The 20,669-nt window shown below is 68.8% G+C and carries 20 protein-coding genes; 11 read left to right on the forward strand and 9 right to left on the reverse strand.

Annotated elements, in window-relative coordinates; translation table 11 throughout:
* Nucleotides 1-17: 17 nt before the first annotated feature.
* Both OG817_RS20060 and OG817_RS20065 read left to right on the forward strand, forming a co-directional pair.
* Nucleotides 18-908: a DMT family transporter gene (locus OG817_RS20060; protein ID WP_406056746.1), complete on the forward strand. Its 891-nt coding sequence runs from the start codon at nucleotides 18-20 to the stop codon at nucleotides 906-908.
* Nucleotides 909-916: 8 nt separating this feature from the next.
* On the forward strand, nucleotides 917-2,113 hold the full coding sequence (locus OG817_RS20065; RefSeq protein WP_406056748.1) for a glucoamylase: 1,197 nt from the start codon (nucleotides 917-919) through the stop codon (nucleotides 2,111-2,113).
* Here OG817_RS20065 and OG817_RS20070 read toward each other — a convergent pair.
* Together OG817_RS20070 and OG817_RS20075 are read right to left on the reverse strand one after the other, a co-directional pair.
* Nucleotides 2,110-3,180, reverse strand: coding sequence for a glycoside hydrolase family 172 protein (locus OG817_RS20070; protein ID WP_406056750.1), 1,071 nt, complete (start codon nucleotides 3,178-3,180; stop codon nucleotides 2,110-2,112). The genes OG817_RS20065 and OG817_RS20070 overlap by 4 nt on opposite strands.
* Nucleotides 3,181-3,249: 69 nt before the next feature.
* The gene (locus tag OG817_RS20075) at nucleotides 3,250-3,777 is read right to left on the reverse strand and encodes a hypothetical protein (RefSeq protein ID WP_406056752.1); all 528 of its coding nucleotides are present in this window, start codon (nucleotides 3,775-3,777) and stop codon (nucleotides 3,250-3,252) included.
* A 140-nt stretch (nucleotides 3,778-3,917) separates the two neighbouring features.
* Here OG817_RS20075 and OG817_RS20080 point away from each other — a divergent pair, with 140 nt between their 5' ends.
* On the forward strand, nucleotides 3,918-7,046 hold the full coding sequence (locus tag OG817_RS20080) for an amidohydrolase family protein (RefSeq protein WP_406056754.1): 3,129 nt from the start codon (nucleotides 3,918-3,920) through the stop codon (nucleotides 7,044-7,046).
* 23 nt (nucleotides 7,047-7,069) lie between these two features.
* On the opposite strand, the gene OG817_RS20085 is transcribed toward OG817_RS20080, so the two are convergent.
* The gene (locus tag OG817_RS20085; protein ID WP_406056756.1) at nucleotides 7,070-8,191 is read right to left on the reverse strand and encodes a Gfo/Idh/MocA family protein; all 1,122 of its coding nucleotides are present in this window, start codon (nucleotides 8,189-8,191) and stop codon (nucleotides 7,070-7,072) included.
* Nucleotides 8,192-8,317: 126 nt separating this feature from the next.
* Between OG817_RS20085 and OG817_RS20090 the strand changes: the two genes are divergently transcribed.
* Nucleotides 8,318-9,064, forward strand: a complete 747-nt coding sequence (locus OG817_RS20090) for an alpha/beta hydrolase (protein ID WP_406056758.1) — start codon at nucleotides 8,318-8,320, stop codon at nucleotides 9,062-9,064.
* Here OG817_RS20090 and OG817_RS20095 read toward each other — a convergent pair.
* Together OG817_RS20095 and OG817_RS20100 are read right to left on the reverse strand one after the other, a co-directional pair.
* Nucleotides 9,049-9,564, reverse strand: coding sequence for a rhomboid family intramembrane serine protease (locus tag OG817_RS20095; RefSeq protein WP_406056760.1), 516 nt, complete (start codon nucleotides 9,562-9,564; stop codon nucleotides 9,049-9,051). The genes OG817_RS20090 and OG817_RS20095 overlap by 16 nt on opposite strands.
* Nucleotides 9,565-9,792: 228 nt before the next feature.
* Nucleotides 9,793-10,770, reverse strand: a complete 978-nt coding sequence (locus OG817_RS20100) for a ribose-phosphate pyrophosphokinase (RefSeq protein WP_360449587.1) — start codon at nucleotides 10,768-10,770, stop codon at nucleotides 9,793-9,795.
* 168 nt (nucleotides 10,771-10,938) lie between these two features.
* Here OG817_RS20100 and OG817_RS20105 point away from each other — a divergent pair, with 168 nt between their 5' ends.
* Nucleotides 10,939-11,511 (forward strand): hypothetical protein, encoded by a 573-nt coding sequence (locus tag OG817_RS20105; RefSeq protein ID WP_406056763.1) that lies wholly within the window; start codon nucleotides 10,939-10,941, stop codon nucleotides 11,509-11,511.
* A 22-nt stretch (nucleotides 11,512-11,533) separates the two neighbouring features.
* Here the strand turns inward: OG817_RS20105 and OG817_RS20110 are convergent, their stop codons facing one another.
* Complete coding sequence (locus OG817_RS20110; RefSeq protein ID WP_406056764.1) at nucleotides 11,534-12,556, reverse strand: threonine aldolase family protein; 1,023 nt, start codon at nucleotides 12,554-12,556, stop codon at nucleotides 11,534-11,536.
* Nucleotides 12,553-13,926 (reverse strand): class II 3-deoxy-7-phosphoheptulonate synthase, encoded by a 1,374-nt coding sequence (locus OG817_RS20115; protein WP_396389478.1) that lies wholly within the window; start codon nucleotides 13,924-13,926, stop codon nucleotides 12,553-12,555. The genes OG817_RS20110 and OG817_RS20115 overlap by 4 nt, the downstream gene beginning before the upstream one ends.
* Before the next feature lie 195 nt (nucleotides 13,927-14,121).
* Here OG817_RS20115 and OG817_RS20120 point away from each other — a divergent pair, with 195 nt between their 5' ends.
* A complete protein-coding gene (locus tag OG817_RS20120) occupies nucleotides 14,122-15,090 on the forward strand; it encodes a type IV toxin-antitoxin system AbiEi family antitoxin domain-containing protein (protein WP_406056767.1) in 969 nt (322 codons plus the stop codon).
* A 63-nt stretch (nucleotides 15,091-15,153) separates the two neighbouring features.
* Here the strand turns inward: OG817_RS20120 and OG817_RS20125 are convergent, their stop codons facing one another.
* Complete coding sequence (locus OG817_RS20125; protein ID WP_360454869.1) at nucleotides 15,154-15,546, reverse strand: DUF2237 domain-containing protein; 393 nt, start codon at nucleotides 15,544-15,546, stop codon at nucleotides 15,154-15,156.
* 36 nt (nucleotides 15,547-15,582) lie between these two features.
* Nucleotides 15,583-16,347 carry a lysophospholipid acyltransferase family protein gene (locus OG817_RS20130; RefSeq protein WP_396389476.1) on the reverse strand — a complete coding sequence of 255 codons (765 nt, stop codon included), beginning with the start codon at nucleotides 16,345-16,347 and terminating at the stop codon, nucleotides 15,583-15,585.
* Nucleotides 16,348-16,643: 296 nt separating this feature from the next.
* On the opposite strand from OG817_RS20130, the gene OG817_RS20135 reads away from it, so the two are divergent.
* The 5 genes from OG817_RS20135 (at nucleotide 16,644) to OG817_RS20155 (ending at nucleotide 20,634) form a co-directional block, all read left to right on the forward strand.
* Nucleotides 16,644-17,408: an alpha/beta hydrolase gene (locus OG817_RS20135; RefSeq protein WP_406056769.1), complete on the forward strand. Its 765-nt coding sequence runs from the start codon at nucleotides 16,644-16,646 to the stop codon at nucleotides 17,406-17,408.
* A complete protein-coding gene (locus OG817_RS20140) occupies nucleotides 17,401-18,105 on the forward strand; it encodes a hypothetical protein (RefSeq protein ID WP_406056771.1) in 705 nt (234 codons plus the stop codon). Before OG817_RS20135 ends, OG817_RS20140 begins: the two co-directional genes overlap by 8 nt.
* Before the next feature lie 51 nt (nucleotides 18,106-18,156).
* The gene (locus OG817_RS20145) at nucleotides 18,157-19,386 is read left to right on the forward strand and encodes a TIGR00300 family protein (RefSeq protein ID WP_406056773.1); all 1,230 of its coding nucleotides are present in this window, start codon (nucleotides 18,157-18,159) and stop codon (nucleotides 19,384-19,386) included.
* A 26-nt stretch (nucleotides 19,387-19,412) separates the two neighbouring features.
* A complete protein-coding gene (locus OG817_RS20150) occupies nucleotides 19,413-19,823 on the forward strand; it encodes a YybH family protein (RefSeq protein WP_406056775.1) in 411 nt (136 codons plus the stop codon).
* Nucleotides 19,824-19,884: 61 nt separating this feature from the next.
* Nucleotides 19,885-20,634: an enoyl-CoA hydratase family protein gene (locus OG817_RS20155; protein ID WP_396389471.1), complete on the forward strand. Its 750-nt coding sequence runs from the start codon at nucleotides 19,885-19,887 to the stop codon at nucleotides 20,632-20,634.
* Nucleotides 20,635-20,669 lie beyond the last annotated feature (35 nt).

The following is a 20,669-nucleotide window of genomic DNA, read 5'->3' on the forward strand; positions in this document are numbered from 1 at the left end:
GCAAGGCGTCTGATGAGATGTCCGGCGTGAACCACCCACGTCTGGCCGTGCTGGCCCTGCTCGCGGTCGCGGCGGCGTGGGGATCCACGTTCTTCCTGACCAAGGACCTGCTCACCCGGATGGACGTCGCCGACTACCTGGCGTTGCGGTTCCTGATCGCGTCCTTCGCGCTCGTGCTGGTGCACCCGCCGGCGATCTCCCGTCTGAGCCGGCTCGACCGCGGGCGGGCCGTTGCCCTCGGCATCACCTACGGCATCGCCCAGCTGGTTCAGACCGAAGGCCTGCGGCACACGTCGGCGAGCGTGTCCGGGTTCGTCACCGGCATGTACGTCGTCTTCACCCCGCTGCTGGCCGCCGTCATCCTCCGGCACAAGATCGGCCGGTGGGCCTGGGTCGCTGTGTTCCTCGCCACCGTCGGGCTCGGCGTCCTGTCGCTGCAAGGCCTCAGCCTGGGCACCGGCGAGCTGCTCACCCTCGCCTCGGCCGGTCTCTACGCCCTGCACATCATCGGGCTGGGCGCGTGGTCCACCCCGCGGAACGCCTTCGGCTTGTCGGCGCTGCAGATGATCGTCATCACGATGGTCTGTGCGATCGGCGCGCTGCCCGGCGGATTCGCAGTCCCGCCCACCGGAGGCGACTGGGTCAGGGTGATCTATATGGCCCTGGTCGCCGGCGCGCTCGCGCTGATCGTGCAGACCTGGGCGCAGGCGCATCTCACCCCGACCCGGGCGGCCATCGCGATGACGATGGAGCCGGTGTTCGCGTCCGGTTTCGCGGTCCTGTTCGGGTCCGAGAGCGTGACGTGGCGCATGCTGGTAGGTGGCGCATTGGTCCTGTCAGCGATGTACTTGGTCGAGCTCGCACCGCGGCGCAAGTTCGAGGCGGAAGTGCAACACCTGGCCCAGTAGGGGGAACGATGCGGGACGACAGCGCGCGACGGGACCGGTGGTTCCCGGCCGTGGTGATCGTCGTTCTGCTGACGATCCTGGCCGCCGGTACGGCGAACAACCTCGCGCGCAACCCACAACCCCAGCTGGTCGCGGACGGCGTACCGATCCACGGGGCCGCGCAGTCCGCGGGAGAGCGCGGCGAGCTGATGCAGCACGCGATCGCCGACCTCGACGCACTCACCCTCCCCAGCGGCGCCACGCTGGCGGGCCGGGACGGTCCCTGGCGGTTCGTCTGGCCCCGCGACGCGTCGTTCGTCGCTGCGGCACGGTGCTCGATCGGACAGTACGACCAAGCCGACCGGGTGCTGCGTTTCCTCGACGGCATCAAGCCGTCGTCCGGCCGTTGGGAAGCGCGGTACTCCGCGACCGGCGAGGTGATCCGCGACGGACGTGAGCCACAGCTCGACGGATCGGGATGGGTGCTCTGGGCAACCTGGTTCTGCCGGGCCGGCGCGAAGTACTGGGAGCTGGTCCGCGAGTCCGCTGACGAGATTGTTTCCGAGCTGACCCCGGACGGACTGCCCGCGCCGTCTCCCGACTACTGGGAGCGGCCCGAGTCGACGGTGACGCTGGGCATCGTCGCCCCGCTCCTCACCGGCCTCCGCGCCGCGATTCAGATCGCCACGCAACAGAACCACGGCGACGAGGCCGCACGCTGGCGGGCCGCACTCGACAAGCTGTCCACAGCAACAGATCGCGTCTTCGGTCCGGACTATCCGCGAACGCCGGCTCACGCGGTGAGCTTCCTGGAGCCGGGACTCGAGCCGATCGGGATCGGTGGTGGTGCCGATGCGATCGTCACCGTGCTCGGACCACCGTTCGCTCCGGCCCGGGAGGCCGTGTCCACGGCGATCGACCGGACTCGCGGCGTACTGACGCAGCCGAACGGAGGCGTGACGCCGGGCGAGGACTGGCGCACCGACGGCGTGGCCTGGACGCCGCAGACGGCGTTGTTCGCGCTGAGCGCGGCGGCCCGCGGAGACCAGGCGACCGCAGAGTCGTTGCTGTCCTGGCTCGACCACTACCGGACCAGCACCGGCGCGCTGCCGGAGAAGGTCAATCGCGACCTGGAGCCGGCCGGCGAGGCTCCCCTGGGCTGGACCTCGGCCCTGGTCGTCCTCACCGGCGCGGCACTGCACAAGCCGCTACCGATTCCCGGTTAGCAGATCTCCATCACGTCGTGCACCGGCGCCTCGGGGCGCGCCGTACTCGTCTTGGCCGAGTAGAAGAACGCGGTCGACGCGATGTCGTCCTGCAGCGGCAGATAGCGGCCTCCCGACCGCCAGCCGAGGGCCTGTACGTCGACCCGCAGCCGCTCCTTGAACCGGATCGGGTCGGGCAGGTGGAAGCGGTACATCCCGAACCGCTGCTGGCTCGCGTACTGCCCGTCCGGCCGGATCACCTGCGGCATGCCGAGGTACGGCGTACTGAACTCGGTGTAGCCGCCGAGGTGGGGCACGTCGAAGTTCCACGCGCCGCCGAAGTAGTCCTCGGTGCCGGTGCCGCAGATGGTCGGGAACTCGTCGTCGCCGTCGAGGTAGAACTTCACCTCGCCCTCGCCCCACCACCCGGTGCTGTTGACGCCCCAGGCGACGTACGTCCCGACGTAGTGGCCCGGCCCTTCCACGCCGTCCAGCAGCGTGTGCACGGCCTTCGACTGCAGCGGGTTGCTGCGCCGCCACTGTGCATGCAGGTACGCCGACTTGTCCGGTACGGCGCCCAGCCAGTAGTCCACCTGGAAGTACACGACCACCTTCTCGTCGTGCGTGTTCTCCAACGTGACTGTGGCCTGCTCGGTGAACGGCATCTCCCAGTAGCAGTTGAAGCCGCCGTTCGGGTTCACCGACACCGGCAGCGAGTTGACCTGGGCGAACTTGCCCCAGCCGGAGCAGAAGAAGTCTCCGACCGGCGTCTCGATCGCGGGCGCCTCGTCGCCGTCCCAGTGCGCGCGCAGCACCAGCCGCCGCCAGTGGTCGACGTGCGTCGTCAGCCAGATGTGGGTGATGCAGCCCGAACCGGCGATGTCCGCGAGCGTGGCGGTCTCGCCCGGGCCGATCTCGATCGACGGCGACACCTTCCAGCCCTGACCGAGATCCCGGGCCGCGCGGGCCCCGGTCCCCTCGGTCCGCCGGCCACCCTGCCCGGGCTCGCCGGTCGGGTTCTCCGCACTGATGGACCGCGACTCGACGTCGGCGAGCGCGCTGATGCCGGACAGATTCCCAAGAGTCATACCGCGACCCTAGGCCGCGGCAGGGTCCGCGAGAAATCGATTGCCCACCAAGTGGACCACGCCGGCTGATCAGCAGGGGCGGACCCTGGCGTCCAGGCCGTGCTCGAAGGAGACACAGGCCCACGGACGGCCCTGGTCGGCCTTGGCGCGGACGATCAGGGGAAACGCGGTGGCGCCGCGGACTTCCGGGGTCTTGTCGGTCTTCAGCGAGCCGATCGCGCCACCACGGGACTCGGCGGCCGACTTCACGTCCTCGATCGTGACCGCACTGCGCGCGGCCTTGGTGGCCGCGTTCTCGGCGTCAGTGGCTACCGCGAGGGCGAACTCGATCTCCGGCGGCGTAGCCCAGGTCGTCTGGGTCACCGGGATGACCAGGCCGAACATCGCCAGGCCGATCGCCGTGACGACCTGGCGGATGCGGCGGGTCTGGTCGGTGAGCAGCAAGGCGGCGCAGCACAACGCCAGGACGAGCGTCAGTCCGCGCAGGATCCAGTGCCGGTCGAGCCGGCTGTCCAGCGCGAGCCCGGCGACGAGTGCGATCACGATGCAGAGCACGGCGGCGCCGAGCGCCCGGAGCCGGGGAGACACGGAAGGCATGGCGCAGACGATAGACGTTCGCCGTTCGTCGCAGCGCACGGGCCGTTGGGCGATCGAACCGCCGGACAGGATCGTGCACCATCGACGGTCCTGGCACATTGTGTGAGCTCCCACCGCCCCCTAGGGATTGGAATCGCATCGTGCCTCATGACGCCCACACCCCCGGATCCTGGAGCATCTCGCGGCGCCGCGCTCTGCAACTCACCGGAGGCCTGGCCGCGGTCACCACCACCGCGTCCGCAACCTCGACCGCCTCTGCTGCACAGGCGGCCGGCAATCAGGCCCTGCTGTCGGAGGCCACCAACGTCATGGTCTCGGTCTCCCCCGACGGCCGCTGGCTGGCCTTCGACCTGGTCACCGCGATCTGGGTGACACCGGCCGCGGGCGGCGAGTCGCGGCGGCTGACCGACGACCTGCAGGACGCGACCCGGCCACGCTGGTCGCCGGACGGCCGGCGGATCGTGTTCCAGTCGTACCGCGACGGCAACTTCCACCTGTGGACGATCGGGGTTGACGGCCTCGGTCTCACTCAGCTGACCAGCGGCCGGTACGACCACCGCGAACCCCATTTCGCGCCCGACGGCCGGTCGATCGTCTTCTCCTCCGACCGCGGCGGCAACGGCAGCTACGGCATCCACCGGCTCGACCTGTCCGACGGCAAGATCGTTGCCCTCACGGACGACCCGAGCGATGAGGCCGAGCCCGCCGTCTCCGCCGACGGCACCAAGATCGCCTTCACCGTCGACGCCGCGTCGATCGTCCAGCTCGACCTCACCACCGGTGCGCGTACGACGCTGGTCGCCGCAGAGACCGGGATTACTTTGTACGGACCGGCGTACTCCCCCACCGGTCAGCTGGCCTACGTCCGGCTGGCGGGTCCGGTGTGTGACCTGGTCGTCGGCGACGAGAAGGTGACGAGCGGGAAGGACGTGTTCGCCGTACCGCCCTCGTGGGCATCCGCGAGCGATGTCTTCTACACCGCCGACGGACACGTGTTGCGACATAGCGCCGGCGGCGCGCACACCGTCGTACCGTTCACCGCGACCGTCCCGGTGACGGCGAAGCGGCCGCGGCCGAAGGTGCCGGACCTGGAGTCGACCGCCCGCCGGCCGGTGCTCGGGATCGCCTGCCCGACCGCGTCGCCGGACGGCGAGTGGATCGCGTTCCGGTCCCTGAACGCGTTGTGGCTGGCGGCAACGAGTGGCCGTGGGCAACCACGCCAACTGGTTGCCGATGGCTACTTCAACTCGGATCCCGACTTCTCGCCGGACGGCAGCAAGTTGCTGTACGCCGGCGATCGGGACGGGACCGCGGACCTGTGGCTGCACGACCTGAAGACCGGTGCCGACAGCAAGCTCTCGTCGTTGCCCGGGGCACAGACCGCGCCGCGGTTCTCCCCGGACGGGAAGCAGGTCGCGTACCAGGATCAGGACGGGATCGCGTGGGTGCTCGATCTCTCCTCCGGCCAGGTCCGTCAGCTGACACCGACGTTGTTCCAGCCCGGCCGGGTGAGCTGGTCGCGGGACGGGAAGACGATCGTGCTGGCGGCGGTCAAGCCGTTCTCCAAGCGGTTCCGCGAAGGCACCAGCCAGCTCCTGTACGTCGATGTCGCCACGACAGCGCTGGAGTACGTCGAGCCGATGCCGTTCCGCTCACTGGCCACCCGCGGCGACGACGGCCCGGTCTTCTCTCCCGACGGCAAGTGGCTCGCCTTCGTCGTCGAGAGCCTGCTGTACGTCGCTCCCGTCGACGAACGCGGGCGGTTCACCGCCGAGCCCAGGGCGATCACCGACGAGGTCACCGACTCGCCGGTCTGGCAGGACAACGACACCCTGCTTTACCTGAACAACGGCCGGCTGCGGCGCACGACTCTGCGCGGCTCTCGCCCGCAGACCGTCAAGCTCGACCTACAGTGGCGCCGGGCGATTGTCAACCAGCACGTCACGATCCACGCCGGCGCCCTGTGGGATGGCCGCGCGACCACGCTGCGCCGCGACGTCGACGTCGTACTGGACGGGTCGCGGATTGCCGCCGTACGCCCGCATCAGGGACGGGCGGACGTCGACGCGTCGGAGCTGACGGTGATGCCTGGCTTGATTGATGCGCACAACCACTGGCACCTGCGTGGGCGGGCGTGGGGTGCGCGGCAGGGCAACCTGTGGCTGTCGTACGGCATCACGACCACGCGGTCGCCCGGCGATCCGGTCTATCAGATGCAGGAGACGCGGGAGGCGCTCGCCCACGGGTCGTTGGTCGGGCCGCGGTACTTCGCGACCGGTGAGGCGATCGACGGGTCGCGGGTCTACTACAACTTCATGCGGCCGACGCTGTCGGTACGGCAACTCGGTCTGGAACTCGACCGGGTCGAGGGTCTTGCGTATGACCTGGTGAAAACGTACGTGCGCCTGCCGATCGACTACCAGCGTCGCGCGATCGCCGCCGTCCACCGACTCGGACTGCAGCTGTCGTCGCATTACCTCTATCCGGCCGAGCACCTCGGCATGGACGGGATGGAGCACACCGGCGCGACGAACCGGCTGGGTTACTCGCACACGGTCAGCCGGCTCGGCCGCGCGTACGCCGATGTCGTCACGCTGTTCACCAAGGCCGGGCTGTCGGTCACGCCGACGCTGTTCAACTCGACGATGGCGCACGTTGACGACCCGAGCCTCCTCACCGACCGGCGGACGACCACGCTGTTCCCCTCCTGGGAGTACGCCGCTCTGCAGACCGAGGTGAACACGGCGGCAGGACCAGCGGGCGTGACCACGCGGGAGTTGCTGCGCGGCAACGTCGACATGGTGCTGCGAATCCACCGCGGCGGTGGATTCGTGATCTGCGGCACCGACAGCCCGCTCGACAACGTCGCGGTGTCAACGCATGCCAACCTGCGGTCAATGGTCGCCGGTGGCTTCACGCCGTACGAGGCTCTGACGACCGCGACGCGCAACCCGGCGCGGTGGCTGAACCTCGAGGACAAGCTCGGCGTGATCAAGCCGGGAGCTCAGGCCGACCTGTCGTTCGTGACCGGCGATCCGCTCGCCGACATCCGGGTCGCCGCCGCGGTCGACCGGGTGATGGTCGCCGGCAAGCTGCACACGGTCGACGACCTGCTCGCGCCGTACTCCAGTGCCGCCCGGACGACGGCCGCCGTACCGGCTCCCGCGAATGCGCCGACTCCGCTCACCCGGGAGCAGGCGCACTCACACGACAACACCTACTGGTGGCACGAACCCGAGTGGCTCCACAGGGTGTGCTGCGAGGGCTGACGCCTTCGGGCCTCCGTGATCTGTCAGAAGGTGGTCGTGAGGTTCTGCGTCTGACCGGTTGCGGAGGCTCGGTACGCGGCCTCGATGATGTCGATCACGTGGCGCGCGTGTTCGGCGGTGACGATCGAAGGCTTGCCTTCGCGGACCCAGTCGACCAGCTGCATGACGTCCTCATACACGTGCTGCTCCTCGATCTCGCGATGCACACCTGTCACGTGCGGAAGCAAAGCCTGGTTGCCCGGGCCACGCGGCGACAGCTCGGCGGGGTTGCGGTCGGGGAAGTCGAACGGCTCATCGTTGAGCAGCAGTCCGTCGATCGTCCCCTTCGTCCCGTAGTACGCACCGCCGAATCCACCCCGCATCCCTCCTGCGGCGGTCCCGGTCGCGACGCAGAACAGGTTGTCACCGAAGTCGATCAGCACGATGGTGTTGTCGTCGGCATCCGTCCGTACCTCCGTCTCTCCGCTTGTCCGCACGGGAATCCGTACGCCGGACATCGCCGTCACGCGCTTGGCCGGGCCGAGGATCCCGGTCACGGCGTGCAGCCCGTACACCGTCATGTCGTACATCGGCCCGCCACCGGGCTTGCGGAAGTACCACGACGGATCGATGTTCGTCAGTACGTCGCTGCCGCCGCGCACGGCCTCGTCCTCGTGATAGGTGCCGAACGCCGCGCCACAACTCACCCAGGACAACGTCCCAATGGCGCCCTCGGCAATCAACTCACGTGTCCGGACGTGATGCGGACGCAGCATCTCCCCCGGCGAGGCAACAATCCGCAGGTCGTTGGCCGCGGCAAGCTCGATGAGCTCCGTCGCCTCGGCGACGGTGATCGTCATCGTCTTGTTGAAGTGCACATGCTTCCCGGCCTGCAACGCCAGCTTGCCCTGCTCATAGTGCAACCCGATCGGCGAAGCGATCGTCACGGCATCAACATCCCCACGAGCCAGCAGGTCCTCGTACTCCGTGAACCCCTGCTCCACCCCGAACTTCTCAGCCGCCGCCTCCGCCCGCCCCGGCACCGGATCACACACCGCCGCCAGCGTCACCCGCCCGGCAAGATCCCCCTGCCCCAAATGCGGCAGAAGCCCCCGCACCGAAATACTCCCCGCCCCAACAACACCCATCCGCACCGAATCCGCCATGCACCCGATCCTTCCACGCGGCACCACTCCCGGCTGCTCCCTCGGGTCGGATAGGTTTCGGCGCCATGAGCGTTGTCGAGCATGTTGTTCTCATTCACGGGACCTGGGGTCGCGGGAGCAGCTTCCGTGAGGCCCGGGGCTGCGTTCGAAGCCCGTGGGTTTGCTGTTCATACGCCGACGTTGCGCCATCACGAACTGCCTCTGCAGGACGGATCGACGCAGGTCGCGACGCTCAGCCTGACGGACTACGCCGACGATCTGGTCGAGGTGTGTGAGTCACTCGATTCGCCGCCGCTGATCGTCGGACACTCCTTGGGTGGGTTGCTGGCTCAGCTCGTCGCGGCCCGGACGGCGCATGCCGGTCTGATCGGGGTGTGCCCAGCCCCGGCGGCCGGGATCTTCGCCATGTACCCATCCATGAGCCGGCTGTTCCTCAGCCACTACCTCCAGCCGCGGCCCTGGGCCAAGCCGCTCCGTCCGACCTGGGAGAAGTTCCAGGTGGGCGGGCGTATCACGCAGACGCTGGAGGACTCCCGCGCGCGGTTCGCGGACCTCGTCTGCGAGTCGGGCCGCGCGTACTGCGAGATGGCCTTTCCACAACTCGACCGCCGCAAGGCATCCCGCGTCGACTACGCCGCGATCTCCGGCCCGGTCCTGATCTTCGGCGGCGCCCAGGACCTCACCGTGGTCCCGGCAGTCTGCCGCGCCACCGCCTCGAAGTACCCCAACGCCACCTACCAAGAAATCCCCGACGCCGACCACATGCTCCTGTTCGGCAAGATCCTCCAAACCACCATGACCCACATCGACGACTGGCTAGCCACCAACAACCTCACCTCCCCCGAACCAACGTCCGATCAGCGCTCGGGGTGAGGCAAAAGCAGGAAGCCAACGACCATGCCGAGCAGACAGGGCAGGCCGTGATTGTCGTGGAGGATCGTGTCGACGACGGCCAGCACCGGGACAGCGAGAGCCAGGATCCGGAGCTGCAGTGGTGGCGTGACGCCGTACCGGCGCGGAGCCACAAGGATCACCGTCGTCAGCCCGCCGATCAGACCGGCGACGCACATCGAGTTGCCCGCGCCAACCGGGTTGATCCACACGTAGCTCATGAGCTGCCCGAACCATCCGCAGACGAAGTAGAGGACCAGCCACCGCCATCGCCCGAACACGCGCTCGGCGACCGAGCCGGCCACGGCCAGCAGGATGAGGTTCGAGACCAGCCCCGACGCCCAGCCGTCCTGGAAGAACATGCCCGTCAGCAGGCGATACCACTGCCCGTCGTCGATGTGAGACGCGTCCCGCACCACATGCTCATACAGCGGCCGGTACACCAGTTGCGCGATCCCACACGCCAGCGTCACCAGAAACACAACACCAGTCAGCACCGGCCGCCGCGGTCCGAAAGCGAGTACCGAGAGAGGGCTACGTTCCGCAGTACGAGTAGTCACATCGAGAACCTAACGATCCGACGGGGCCGTACCTCCGTCGTTTGTCACGACGAACCCTGCCGTTTGTCACGATCAGCTGCCGGCAACGGTCCGTTCGACCGCGGGCGCCGGCCAAGTAGTCGCACGCGGGCGTGGGTCGGCCCAGTACCCCTAGAACGGGAGTTTGGGTTGGGGTGGGGCGTGGGTGGGGTCTACGCCGTCGAAGAGGCTGCTGACGGACTCGCCCTCGTGGATGCGCTTGATCGCTTCGGCGAACAGTCCGGCGACCGAGCTGACCTGGAGTTCGGGGAAGCCGGCGGGCCGCGGCACCGTGTCGGTGCTGATGACCTCGGTGACGGACGGGTGCGACCGCAGTCGTTCTACTGCCTTCCCGGCGAACAGGCCGTGGGTAGTAGCGACGGCCGCCTGGGTGCAGCCGCGGTCTTTCAGGCGGTCGAGGAGTTCGATGATCGAGCCGCCGGTGGCGATCTCGTCGTCGAGGATGATCGCGCGCTTGCCGGCTACGTCGCCGACGATCGCGTCGATGATGACGCGGTCGTCGGCCAGGCGCTGCTTGCTGCCGGCGGCGACCGGGAGGCCGAGCAGGCGGGAGAACTGGGTGGCGGTCTTCGCGTTGCCCAGGTCCGGGCTGACCACGACCGTCTCGGTCAGGTCGCGGCCGCGGAAGTGGTCTGCGAGTACACCGATCGCGGTCAGGTGGTCGACCGGGACCGAGAAGAACCCGTGCACCTGGGGTGCGTGCAGAGCCATAGTCAGGACGCGGTCGACGCCGGCCGTGACCAGGAGGTCCGCGACGAGGCGACCGCCGATCGAGATGCGGGACGCGTCCTTCTTGTCCGACCGCGCGTACGCGTAGTGCGGCATCACGGCGGTGATCTGCTCCGCTGAGGCGCCACGGGCCGCATCGATCATCAGGAGCAGCTCCATCAGGTGCTCCTGCGTCGGCGGCACCAGTGGTTGCACGATGTACACGTCTCGCTGCCGACAGTTCTCCTGGAGTTGTACCTGCAGGCAGTCGTTGCTGAAACGATGGATTTCCACCGGTGCGAGCGGTACGCCGAGATCGGCACAGATCCGCTCCGCCAAATCAGTGTGGGCACTTCCGCTGAACACGACGATCTCTCGCACGGCTCTCCCCGAACGCTGCGAACCCCGACGCCTGCAGCCTATCCCGGGCCCGCAGGGACCACCGGCCCGAGGTCGGCATCCGGTCGCGAGAACTGCTGAGCGCCCTTCGGGCAAGTAGGGATGAGCCCGTCTGCCCGGACGGGCTCTGCCCAGTTGACGAGGAAGCACATGGTGCACTCCAGACCGAGACCGCGGTGGATCGCCGCCGCGGCGCTCGCCATGTCCGTCGACCTCACGGCCCAGAACCCCGGCCTTCCGGCGGTCGCGGCCGGCCCGCCCGCGACCATGACCGCCGGCACGCCCTCAGCAGCACCGAACCGGACGATCACCCTGGTCACCGGTGACCAGATCACCCTCCTCGGTGGTGAGCTGAGCAACCCGAGCATTCGGCGCGGGCCCGGCCGCGAGCACATCACCTTCCGAGCCCTCCGGATCAAGGGCCGCCTCACCGTCATCCCGTCCGACGTGGAAGCCGACGTTGCCGCCGGCAAACTCGACCGCAGGTTGTTCGACATCGGCGGCCTGATCGAGGACCACTACGACGACGCGAGTACGACGGCCATCCCGTTGATCGTGACGTACGCCGCCCGCGCCAAGCGCTCCGCGATCGAGGGCGTGACCACCACCCGCGACCTGCCGGCGATCAACGGCAGCGCGGTCAAGCTGGCGAAGGACGCGGCAACGGACGCGGACGGGAACACGACTGACCTGACCACGATCGACGCGTACCACCTGCGCTGACCGAACGCGCCGGAACCCTCGCCTACTGAAGGATGCGGGCGAGGGTTTCGGCCGCGGTCCGGCAGTCGGCGGTCGAGGCGTCGAGGTGGGTCACCACGCGGAGCTGGGTGTGGCCGACACCGCCGACGAGTACGCCGGCCGCGCGAGCAGCTTCGACCACCTGGGCGACGGTCTTGCCGGTGGCGGCGAGGTCGGCGACCACGATGTTGGTCTCGACCTGGTCGGGTTTGACGGAGCCAGGGGCTGCGTCGGCGAGGACCGAGGCGATGAGACGCGCGTTGGCGTGGTCTTCGGCGAGGCGCTCGACGTTGTGCTCGAGCGCGTAGAGACCGGCCGCCGCGAGTACGCCGGCTTGGCGCCAGCCCCCGCCGAGGCGCTTGCGCCAGATGCGGGCCTCGCGGATCAGCTCGGTCGAGCCGACCAGCACTGAGCCGACCGGCGCACCCAGGCCCTTCGACAAGCACACGCTGGCAGCAGCCGCACGCGACGCGTACGCCGCGACCGGCACCCCGGACGCCACCGACGCGTTCCACAGCCGCGCACCGTCCAGGTGCAGCGGCAGCCCCAATCCATCCAGTTCGTCCGCCAGAGCGTCGTACCCGTGCTGGATCGCGCCGCCGCCGAAGTTGTGCGTGTTCTCGACCGACACCGCCGCGGTGGAGACGAAGTACGACCCGAGGTCCGGCGCGATCAGTGCGCGGATCTGCTCGAGGTCGATCTGACCGGCCGGCGCGCTCCACGTCCGCGTGGTGACGCCGCTGACGGCCGCGTGCGCGCCGAGCTCGGCCCGCGCGATGTGTGCGCTCGCCTCGCACAGGATCTCCGCGCCAGGCGGCACCAGCGCCCGTACGCCGAGCATGTTCGCAAGCGACCCGGTGACGGTGAACAAGCCGGCCTCGTGCCCGAGCAGTCCGGCGACCGTCTCCTCCAACCGATTGATGGTCGGGTCCTCGCCGTACACATCGTCCCCGAGAGGTGCCGAAGTCATCGCCGCCAGCATCCCCGCCGACGGCCGGGTAACGGTGTCGGACCGCAGGTCAATCACGCTCTCGCGCCCCGCAGCCGCTCGGCGACCAGGAACGCGAGCTCGAGCGACTGGTGCCGGTTCAGCCGCGGGTCGCAGGCGGTCTCGTAGCGGTTCACCAGATCCTCGGCGACCAGCTCCTCACCGCCGCCCAGGCACTCGGTCACGTCGTCGCCGGTGAGCTCGATGTGCATGCCGCCCGGCCAGGTCCCCACCTGCTCGTGCGCGTCGAAGAAGCCCTGGACCTCGTCCATGACGTCCTCGAAGTTGCGGGTCTTGTATCCGTTCGGAGTCTCGAAGGTGTTGCCATGCATCGGGTCGCACACCCACGCGATCGGCGAGCCGTGGTCGCGGACGGCCTCCAACAGCGGCGGCAGCCCGTCGCGGATCTTGCCGGCGCCCATCCGGGTGATGAAGGTCAGCCTGCCTTCGATGCCCTTCGGGTTCAGCTTGTCGATCAGCGTCCGGATGTACTCCGGGGTCGTGGTCGGCCCGATCTTCACACCGAGGGGGTTCGACAGCGAGGCCAGGAACTCGACATGCGCGCCGTCCAGCTGCCGCGTCCGCTCCCCCACCCACAGCAGGTGGCCGGACACGTCGTACGGCTGCTGGGTGCGCGAGTCGATCCGGGTCAGCGCGTGCTCGTACTCGAGGATCAGCGCTTCGTGGGAGGCGTAGAAGTCGACAGTCTTGAACTCGTCCGCGGTGGCGCCGCAGGCCCGCATGAAGGAGAGCGCGCGCTCGATCTCGGACGCCAGCCGCTCGTACTTCTGCCCGACCGGCGAGGACTTCACGAAGTCGGTGTTCCACGCGTGCACCTGGTGCAGGTCGGCGTACCCACCGGTGGTGAACGCGCGGGTCAGGTTGAGCGTGGCCGCGGCCGCGTTGTAGACGCCGCGCAGCCGGTGCGGGTCCGGGTTCCGCGCCTCGGGCGTGAACTCGAGCCCGTTGACCGCGTCACCCCGGTACGACGGCAGCGTGACGCCGTTCCGCGTCTCGTCACCGGAGCTCCGTGGCTTGGCGTACTGCCCGGCGATCCGGCCGACCTTCACGACCGGCACACTCGCGGCGTACTGGAGGACGACGGCCATCTGCAGTAGGACCCGCAGCTTGGCCCGGATGTTCTCCGCGGTCACGCCGTCGAAGGTCTCCGCGCAGTCGCCGCCCTGGAGGATGAAGGCCTCGCCGCGGCTGACCGCACCGATCTTGGTGGTCAGGTCGTCGCACTCACCGGCGAACACCAGCGGCGGCAGCTTGCGCAGCTCGCCGATCACCTGGTCCAACGTGGCGGAATCCGGCCACTCCGGCTGCTGCAGCGGCTTCAGCGCCCGCAGATCATCCAGGCCCGGCACCCCAGGCACTTCCCCCGCACTCACCGTCGCGAATTGCATGCCCCCAACTCTAGGCCAGCCCCACGCATCCCCACCCCGCCCGTCTCACCCTCCCCGAGATGCCTGACTGGGGAGGATGTCATCCCCTAATCGGGCAGCCAACCACCCCAAACCGACCGGTTATCCAGAGGGGAGGAGGTGGGGAGGGTTCGGGAGGGGATCGGTGCATGTTGTGGGTGACGGAGGAGGTGAGAGATGGCGGAAGGGGGTGCGTTCGTCGAACTGCGCCGGCGCCAGCGGGGTACCTTCAGCAGGTCCCAGGCTCTCGCTCACGGGATCACGGACAAGGTGCTGGGACGGCGGTGCTGGGCGCTGCAGATCCAGCGGGTTTACCCGGGGGTGTACGTCGACTTCACCAGCCCACTGCCGTGGGGGACCCGGGTGTGGGCCGCGTGGCTGGCGTACGGACCGGAAGCTGCGCTCGCCGGCCAGACGGCACTGCGCCAGTACGGCGTGGAGGGCAGGTGGATCGACGACACGATCCACCTTGCGCTCCCGCATTCGCGCCGTGTCGACAGTCGCCCCGGAGTCGTCGTCAGTCGCCATCGGGACTTGCCGGCGCAGCTCCAAGGGTCCCGCGAACCACCGATGGTGCGTCTCGAGGTCGCCCTACTGACAACCGCAAGCACGGCCGCGGATGTGTCGCGCAAGGCGGCGATCCTGCTTGACGCGTGCCGGCAGCGCCGGACCACGCCCGCCCGTCTGATCGGCGAACTCGACGCACTCCCGAAGTTGCCGACCCGGCGGGTGTTGCGCCAGATCCTCCTCGACGGGGTGGAAGGAGTTCAGTCGTTCCTCGAGCAGGTCTACCTGCGGCGGGTCGAGCGCCTCCATCGCCTGCCGCCCGGTACGCGGCAGGTGCGGGTCGAGTCGGCCGACGAGGGCCAAGTCGTCTACCGAGACGTCGAGTACACGCCGTACGACCTCATCGTCGAGCTCGACGGCCGGGCGGGCCACTCCGAGTCCCTGTCGCGATGGCGCGACATGGGCCGGAACAACTCGGCAGCACTCAGCGGCAAGGTGACCTTGCGCTTCGGCTACCAATTGGTCGCGCATCCGTGTGAGGCCGCCGCTCAGGTCGCCGCCGCCCTCCGCCTCCGCGGCTGGAGCCGCTCCCCCCACCCCTGCTCCCCCACCTGCCCCACTCTTCCCCTCGCAGGCTAGAGCGGTGGTTTGGGGAGGCTCGCTGCCTGTTCCCGGCACACAATCCTCCCCGAATCGAGGTGGTCAGGTCAGGGAGCCGGGGTCTGCTGGTACGTCTACTGCGTGTTCGCGGAGGACGGTCAGGGGGATGGTGTCGAGGGAGCGGGCGTGGGTCGACGCCAGGACGACGGGGGCCGGGGCGCCGTCGCGGTAGGCCTGGAGCCAGCGGACCGCGACCACGCACCAGCGGTCGCCGGGCTGGAGACCGGCGAACTGCAGCTCGGGGCGCGGGGTGACCAGGTCGTTCCCGACCGAGACCTGGTGGGCCAGGAACTCCGCGGTCATCACGGCACACACCGTGTGGCTGCCCAGATCCTCGGGGCCGCTGGTGCAACAGCCGTCCCGGTAGAAGCCGGTGACCGGATCGGTCCCGCACTCCTCCAGTGGTTCGCCGAGCACGTTCAGGTCGCTGTCCATGCGGACATCCTCACCCGCGGACGAGGTCGGAAGCGGTCAACTGGCCTTGGTGTCGCGGAGCCGGACGTGCTCGTCGATCGACTCGCCCTTCTTGAGCAGTTCCTTGGCCTTCTCGGCGTACATGTCGACGTACTCCTGGCCGGACAGCTCCATCATCGCGTACATGATCTCGTCGGTGACCGAGCGCAGCACGAACCTGTCGCGCTCCATGCCCTCGTAGCGGGAGAAGTCCAGCGGCTTGCCGATCGCCACGCCCGGGCGGACCAGCCGGGGCAGCCGGCGGCCGGGCTCGCGGACCAGCCACTGCGGCCAGAGCGTGCCGGGCGGCTGCAGCTTCTCGGTGTCGATCATCGCGACCGGGATGACCGGTACGCCGGCCACGATCGCCATCCGGGCGACGCCGGTCTTGCCCTTGTAGAGCCGGCCGTCGGGCGAGCGGGTGCCTTCGGGGTAGATCCCGAACAGCTCGCCCTTCTTCAGGATGTCCAGCCCCGTGTTCAGCGCGGCCAGCGAGGCGCGCCCACCGGACCGGTCGATCGGGATCTGGCCGACGGACCGGAAGAAGGTCGCCACCAGCTTTCCCTTCAGACCGGGCGCGGTGAAGTACTCCGACTTGGCCGGGAAGACGATCTGCCGCGGTACGGCGACCGGCAGGAAGATCGAGTCGCAGAACGCGAGGTGGTTGCTGACCAGCAACGCCGCGCCCGTGGTCGGGATGTTCTCCAGCCCGCTCACCCGGGGATGGAAGAGCAGTTTCACCAAGGGGGCGACGATGAACCGCCTGAGGAACAGGTACAGCATCCGCCTCGACCTCCGTCGCTCGCCTGACACCTTCACCACCGACCATCGTCGGCCTGTACCTCGTCCGGCACCAGTGCCCACCGGTGACGGCGGCGACAAGCTCCGGCGCCCACCGTCGGTGCAGGACACTACGTTCCAGCTTCCCCCTCAGGCAATGTCACCGCCAGGAATCTCCGTGTTGCTCACCGTGTTGTCACCTTGTTGCAGACTGGATGCAGTCCAAATGCGACCATAGAGTCGCGAGCAGGCCGGTGCGGCCTGACCGTCTGTGAGGACTCTGACGGCGAGGAGTGACCGTGCCAGTGCAAGGCCATGCGGAGGACTACCGCAGTCCCGGGACCGGGGAGAACGCCGCGATCGGAGTCCTGCTGAGCCACGGATTCACCGGCTCGCCGAAGTCGATGCGTCCGTTCGCCGAGCATCTGGCCGCCGACGGGTACGGCGTCGCCGTACCGCGGCTGCCCGGCCACGGCACCAGCTGGCAGGAGATGAACAAGACCTGCTGGCCGGACTGGTACGCCGTCCTGGACAACGAACTGGAGCGGTTGCGCAAGGAGCACGACCAGGTCTTCCTGGCCGGACTCTCGATGGGCGGCTGCCTGGTTCTGCGGCTGGCCGAGGAGCACGGCGCCGACATTTCCGGTCTGGTCCTGATCAACCCGTCGGTGCGCACCGACGACAAGCGGCTGGTGCTGCTGCCGGTGCTGTCCCGGCTCGTGCCGTCGTTCCCCGGCATCTCGAACGACATCAAGAAGCCGGGCATGGACGAGGGCGCGTACGACCGGATGCCGCTTCGCGCGCTGCGGTCCCTGTCCCAGCTGTGGCAGATAACTCGCGACGATCTGGCCAAAGTCACGCAGCCCGTGCTGATGTTCCGCAGTACTGTCGATCATGTGGTGGAACCGAGCTCGGGGCGGACCGTGCTTGCCTCGATCTCGTCCCGCGATGTGACCGAGACCCTGCTCGAGGACAGCTTTCACGTGGCAACTCTGGACAACGACGCACCGCGCATCTTCGCGGACTCGACAGACTTCATCCGCCGGGTCGCCGCCGATGCGTGACAACGGCCTCACCGCCACGGCGTACACGTCGCTCGGCGGTATCGACCCACTGGTCGCCGAACCGGTCCTCACCGCGCTCGCGGAGGCCGGCATCGCGGCGTACTGCGAGGCCCAGAGCGAGGCCAAGACGCCGGAAGAGGCGGAGGAGCCGGTCCACATCCCGGCCGGGTACGACGTGATCTTCGTCGACGCGGAGGCGGTGGAGCGGGCCCGCCCGGTGATCGAGCGGAGCACCGAGGACGCCGAGTGGAAGTCGCTGGTCGAGCAGTTCAACGCGCCGTCGGCGCCCGGGCACGACGCTGACGAGAGCCCGGTGCCGCGGTGGCCGGCCAGTGAGGACGTCGACGACAAGTACGAGCCGCTGATCGACGTACCGACCGGGCTCGTCATCAAGGACACGCCGGACGACGACGAGGAAGAGGAGAAGCCGGTCAAGCGGGAGGACGACCCGCACGACCACTTCGTCCCACCGGAGCCGCCGCGCGCACCCCGGCTGGACTGGGTCAGCCGGATCGCCTGGCTCGGCCTGATCGGCGGCCCGCTGCTGCTGATCCTGGCCGCCGTCCTCGACTTCGGCACCGGCCGGATCACCACGCTCGCGGTGGTCGGATTCATCGGCGGATTCCTCACCCTGGTGATCCGGATGAAGGATCGGTTGCCACCTGATGACACGCCTGACGACGGGGCGGTCGTCTGAGCTAGCATGCGGATCGTCGGACAATCCGACGAACGCGTAGGGGAGGTACCCGTGCAGGTCACCGAGACCGTCGAGATCACCGGCCACCTGATGGACACCGGACTGCTGTCACGCGTCCTGGACGACATCCGCGGGTACGGCGGTGACTACACGCTGGACAAGTTCGATCTCGGTTACGACAAGGACGACCCGTCAACGGTCCGGATGACGGTCGGCGCCGAGGACGAGGAGTCGCTGCAGCGGCTGCTGATGCGGATCCAGACCAAGGGCGCGAACCTGGTGCACCCCGGGACGCCGGAGATCACTGAGGTGGCCCAGGACGGCGTCTTCCCGGACGGCTTCTACTCCACCACCAACCTGCCGACCAGCGTCCGGCTCGGCGGTCACTGGGTGCAGGTCCGCAACCCCGAGATGGACTGCGGTCTGCTGGTCGAGGGCGCCACCGTCCGCACCGTCCCGATGTCCGAGGTGAAGATCGGGATGCGGATCATCACCAGCGCCCAGGGCGTCAAGGTCACGCCTCCGCTCGTCGAGACCGTCGAGGACGCGTTCGGCTTCATGGACTCGGAGGTGTCCAGCGAGAAGCCACAGCGGGTGCTGGTCATGCAGGTCGCCGACGGCATGCGCGAGGCGAAGGCGAACGGCCAGAAGGTGCTCTGGGTCGGCGGCCCCGGCATCGTGCACACCGGCGCCGCGCCCGCGATGGTGTCGCTCGTCGAGGCCGGCTTCGTCGACGTCCTGTTCGCCGGGAACGCGCTGGCCACCCACGACATCGAGTCGTCGCTCTACGGTACGTCGCTCGGCGTCGACCTGGCCCGCGGTCGCGGGGTGGAGCACGGCCACGAGCACCACATCCGCGCGATCAACACGATCCGCAAGGCCGGCTCGATCGCGGCCGCGGTCGAGCAGGGCGTGCTCACCTCGGGCGTCATGCACGCGCTGGTGAAGAAGGGAAAGAACTTCGTCCTGGTCGGTTCGGTGCGCGACGACGGCCCGCTGCCGGACGTGTACACCGACGTCCTCGAGGGTCAGCGCGCGATGCGGGCCGAACTGCCCGGCGTGGGCTACTGCCTGATGGCCGCGACCATGCTGCACTCGGTTGCCACCGGCAACATCCTGCCGTCGTCGATCCCGCTCACCTGCGTCGACATCAACCCGGCCACGGTGACCAAGCTGGCCGACCGCGGCTCGTCCCAGGCCCGCGGCATCGTCACCGACGTCGGCCTGTTCATCGAGCACCTGGCCCGCGAACTGTCCCCGACGTACGCCGACGGCAAGTAGACCCCGGGCGCCGTAAACTGCCCGGAGTGACCGAGAGCTTCGAGGCGTTCCTGGACCAGTTCGAGCGGGCCAACACGGCCTTCGTGAACGGGGACTCGTCGTTGTGGATGCCGCTGGTGTCGCACAGCGAGCAGACCTCGATCTTCGGTGGTTTCGGCGGTCTCGAGGTCGGCTGGTCGCAGGTCGGACCGCGCTACCAATGGGCCTCGGCGCAGTTCCGTCCGAGTGGCGCCAAGGTCGAGTTCGAGTACCTCGACAAGCACGTCGGCAGTGACACGGCGTACTCCGTCGCGATCGAGCGCTGCACGGTGATGTACGTCGAGCAGCCCGGTGAGTTCCCGCATGCGCTGCGGGCGACGATGGTCTTCCGCAAGGAGGGCGACGGCTGGAAGATCGTCCACCGGCACGCGGACCCGCTCAGCCCGCGGGGAGCCTGACCGCACGGGCTTGTGCGGCTGATTACAGCCGCCGAGGGCCAGGCGGGTGTTGGATGTCTCCATGACGGAACTCGTGCAGCTGACCGTGGCCGACGGCGTGGCGACCATCACGCTCGACTCGCCGGACAACAAGAACGCACTCTCCCAGCAGTTCACCGGTGAACTGCTGGAGCGGCTGGACGACGCGGGCGCGGACGACGCGGTCCGAGTGATCGTGATCCGGTCGGCCCTGGACGTGTTCTGCTCGGGAGCCGACCTGTCCGAGGCGACCACGATCGGGATGGGCGTCGGCGCGCAGCGGATGGTCGACGTCCAGCGGGCGATCGTCGCCAGCCCGAAGCCGGTGGTCGCACGGGTCGCGGGTCCGGTGCGGGCCGGAGGGATCGGCATCGTGGCCGCCGCCGACATCAGCGTCGCCGGCGCGAGCAGCACCTTCGCGCTCACCGAAGTCAGACTGGGACTGGCGGCGGCGACGATCTCGCTCACCGTGCTCCCCCGGTTGACCGACCGCGCGGCGGCGTACACGTTCCTCACTGGAAACACCTTCGACGGCGCCGAGGCCGCACGGCTCGGTCTGGTCACCGTCGCGGTTCAGGACACCGACGTCGACACCGCGGTCGACTCCGTCGTGGAGTCGCTGCTGAAGGGCGCACCCCAAGGCCTGCGCGAGACCAAGAAGCTGCTCAACAGAGAGCTCCTCGCCGACATCGATGCCCGCGGCAAGGATCTCGCCGAGCTGTCGGCGAGCCTGTTCGGCTCGTCCGCAGCACAAGAAGCGATGCTCGCCTTCCTCAACCGCAAGAAGAGCTGACGGTTTGCGGAACTTTTTCGCCGCCTGGCGGCGAA

It is taken from the genome of Kribbella sp. NBC_00889 (genome assembly GCF_045207705.1).
GTDB lineage: Bacteria > Actinomycetota > Actinomycetes > Propionibacteriales > Kribbellaceae > Kribbella.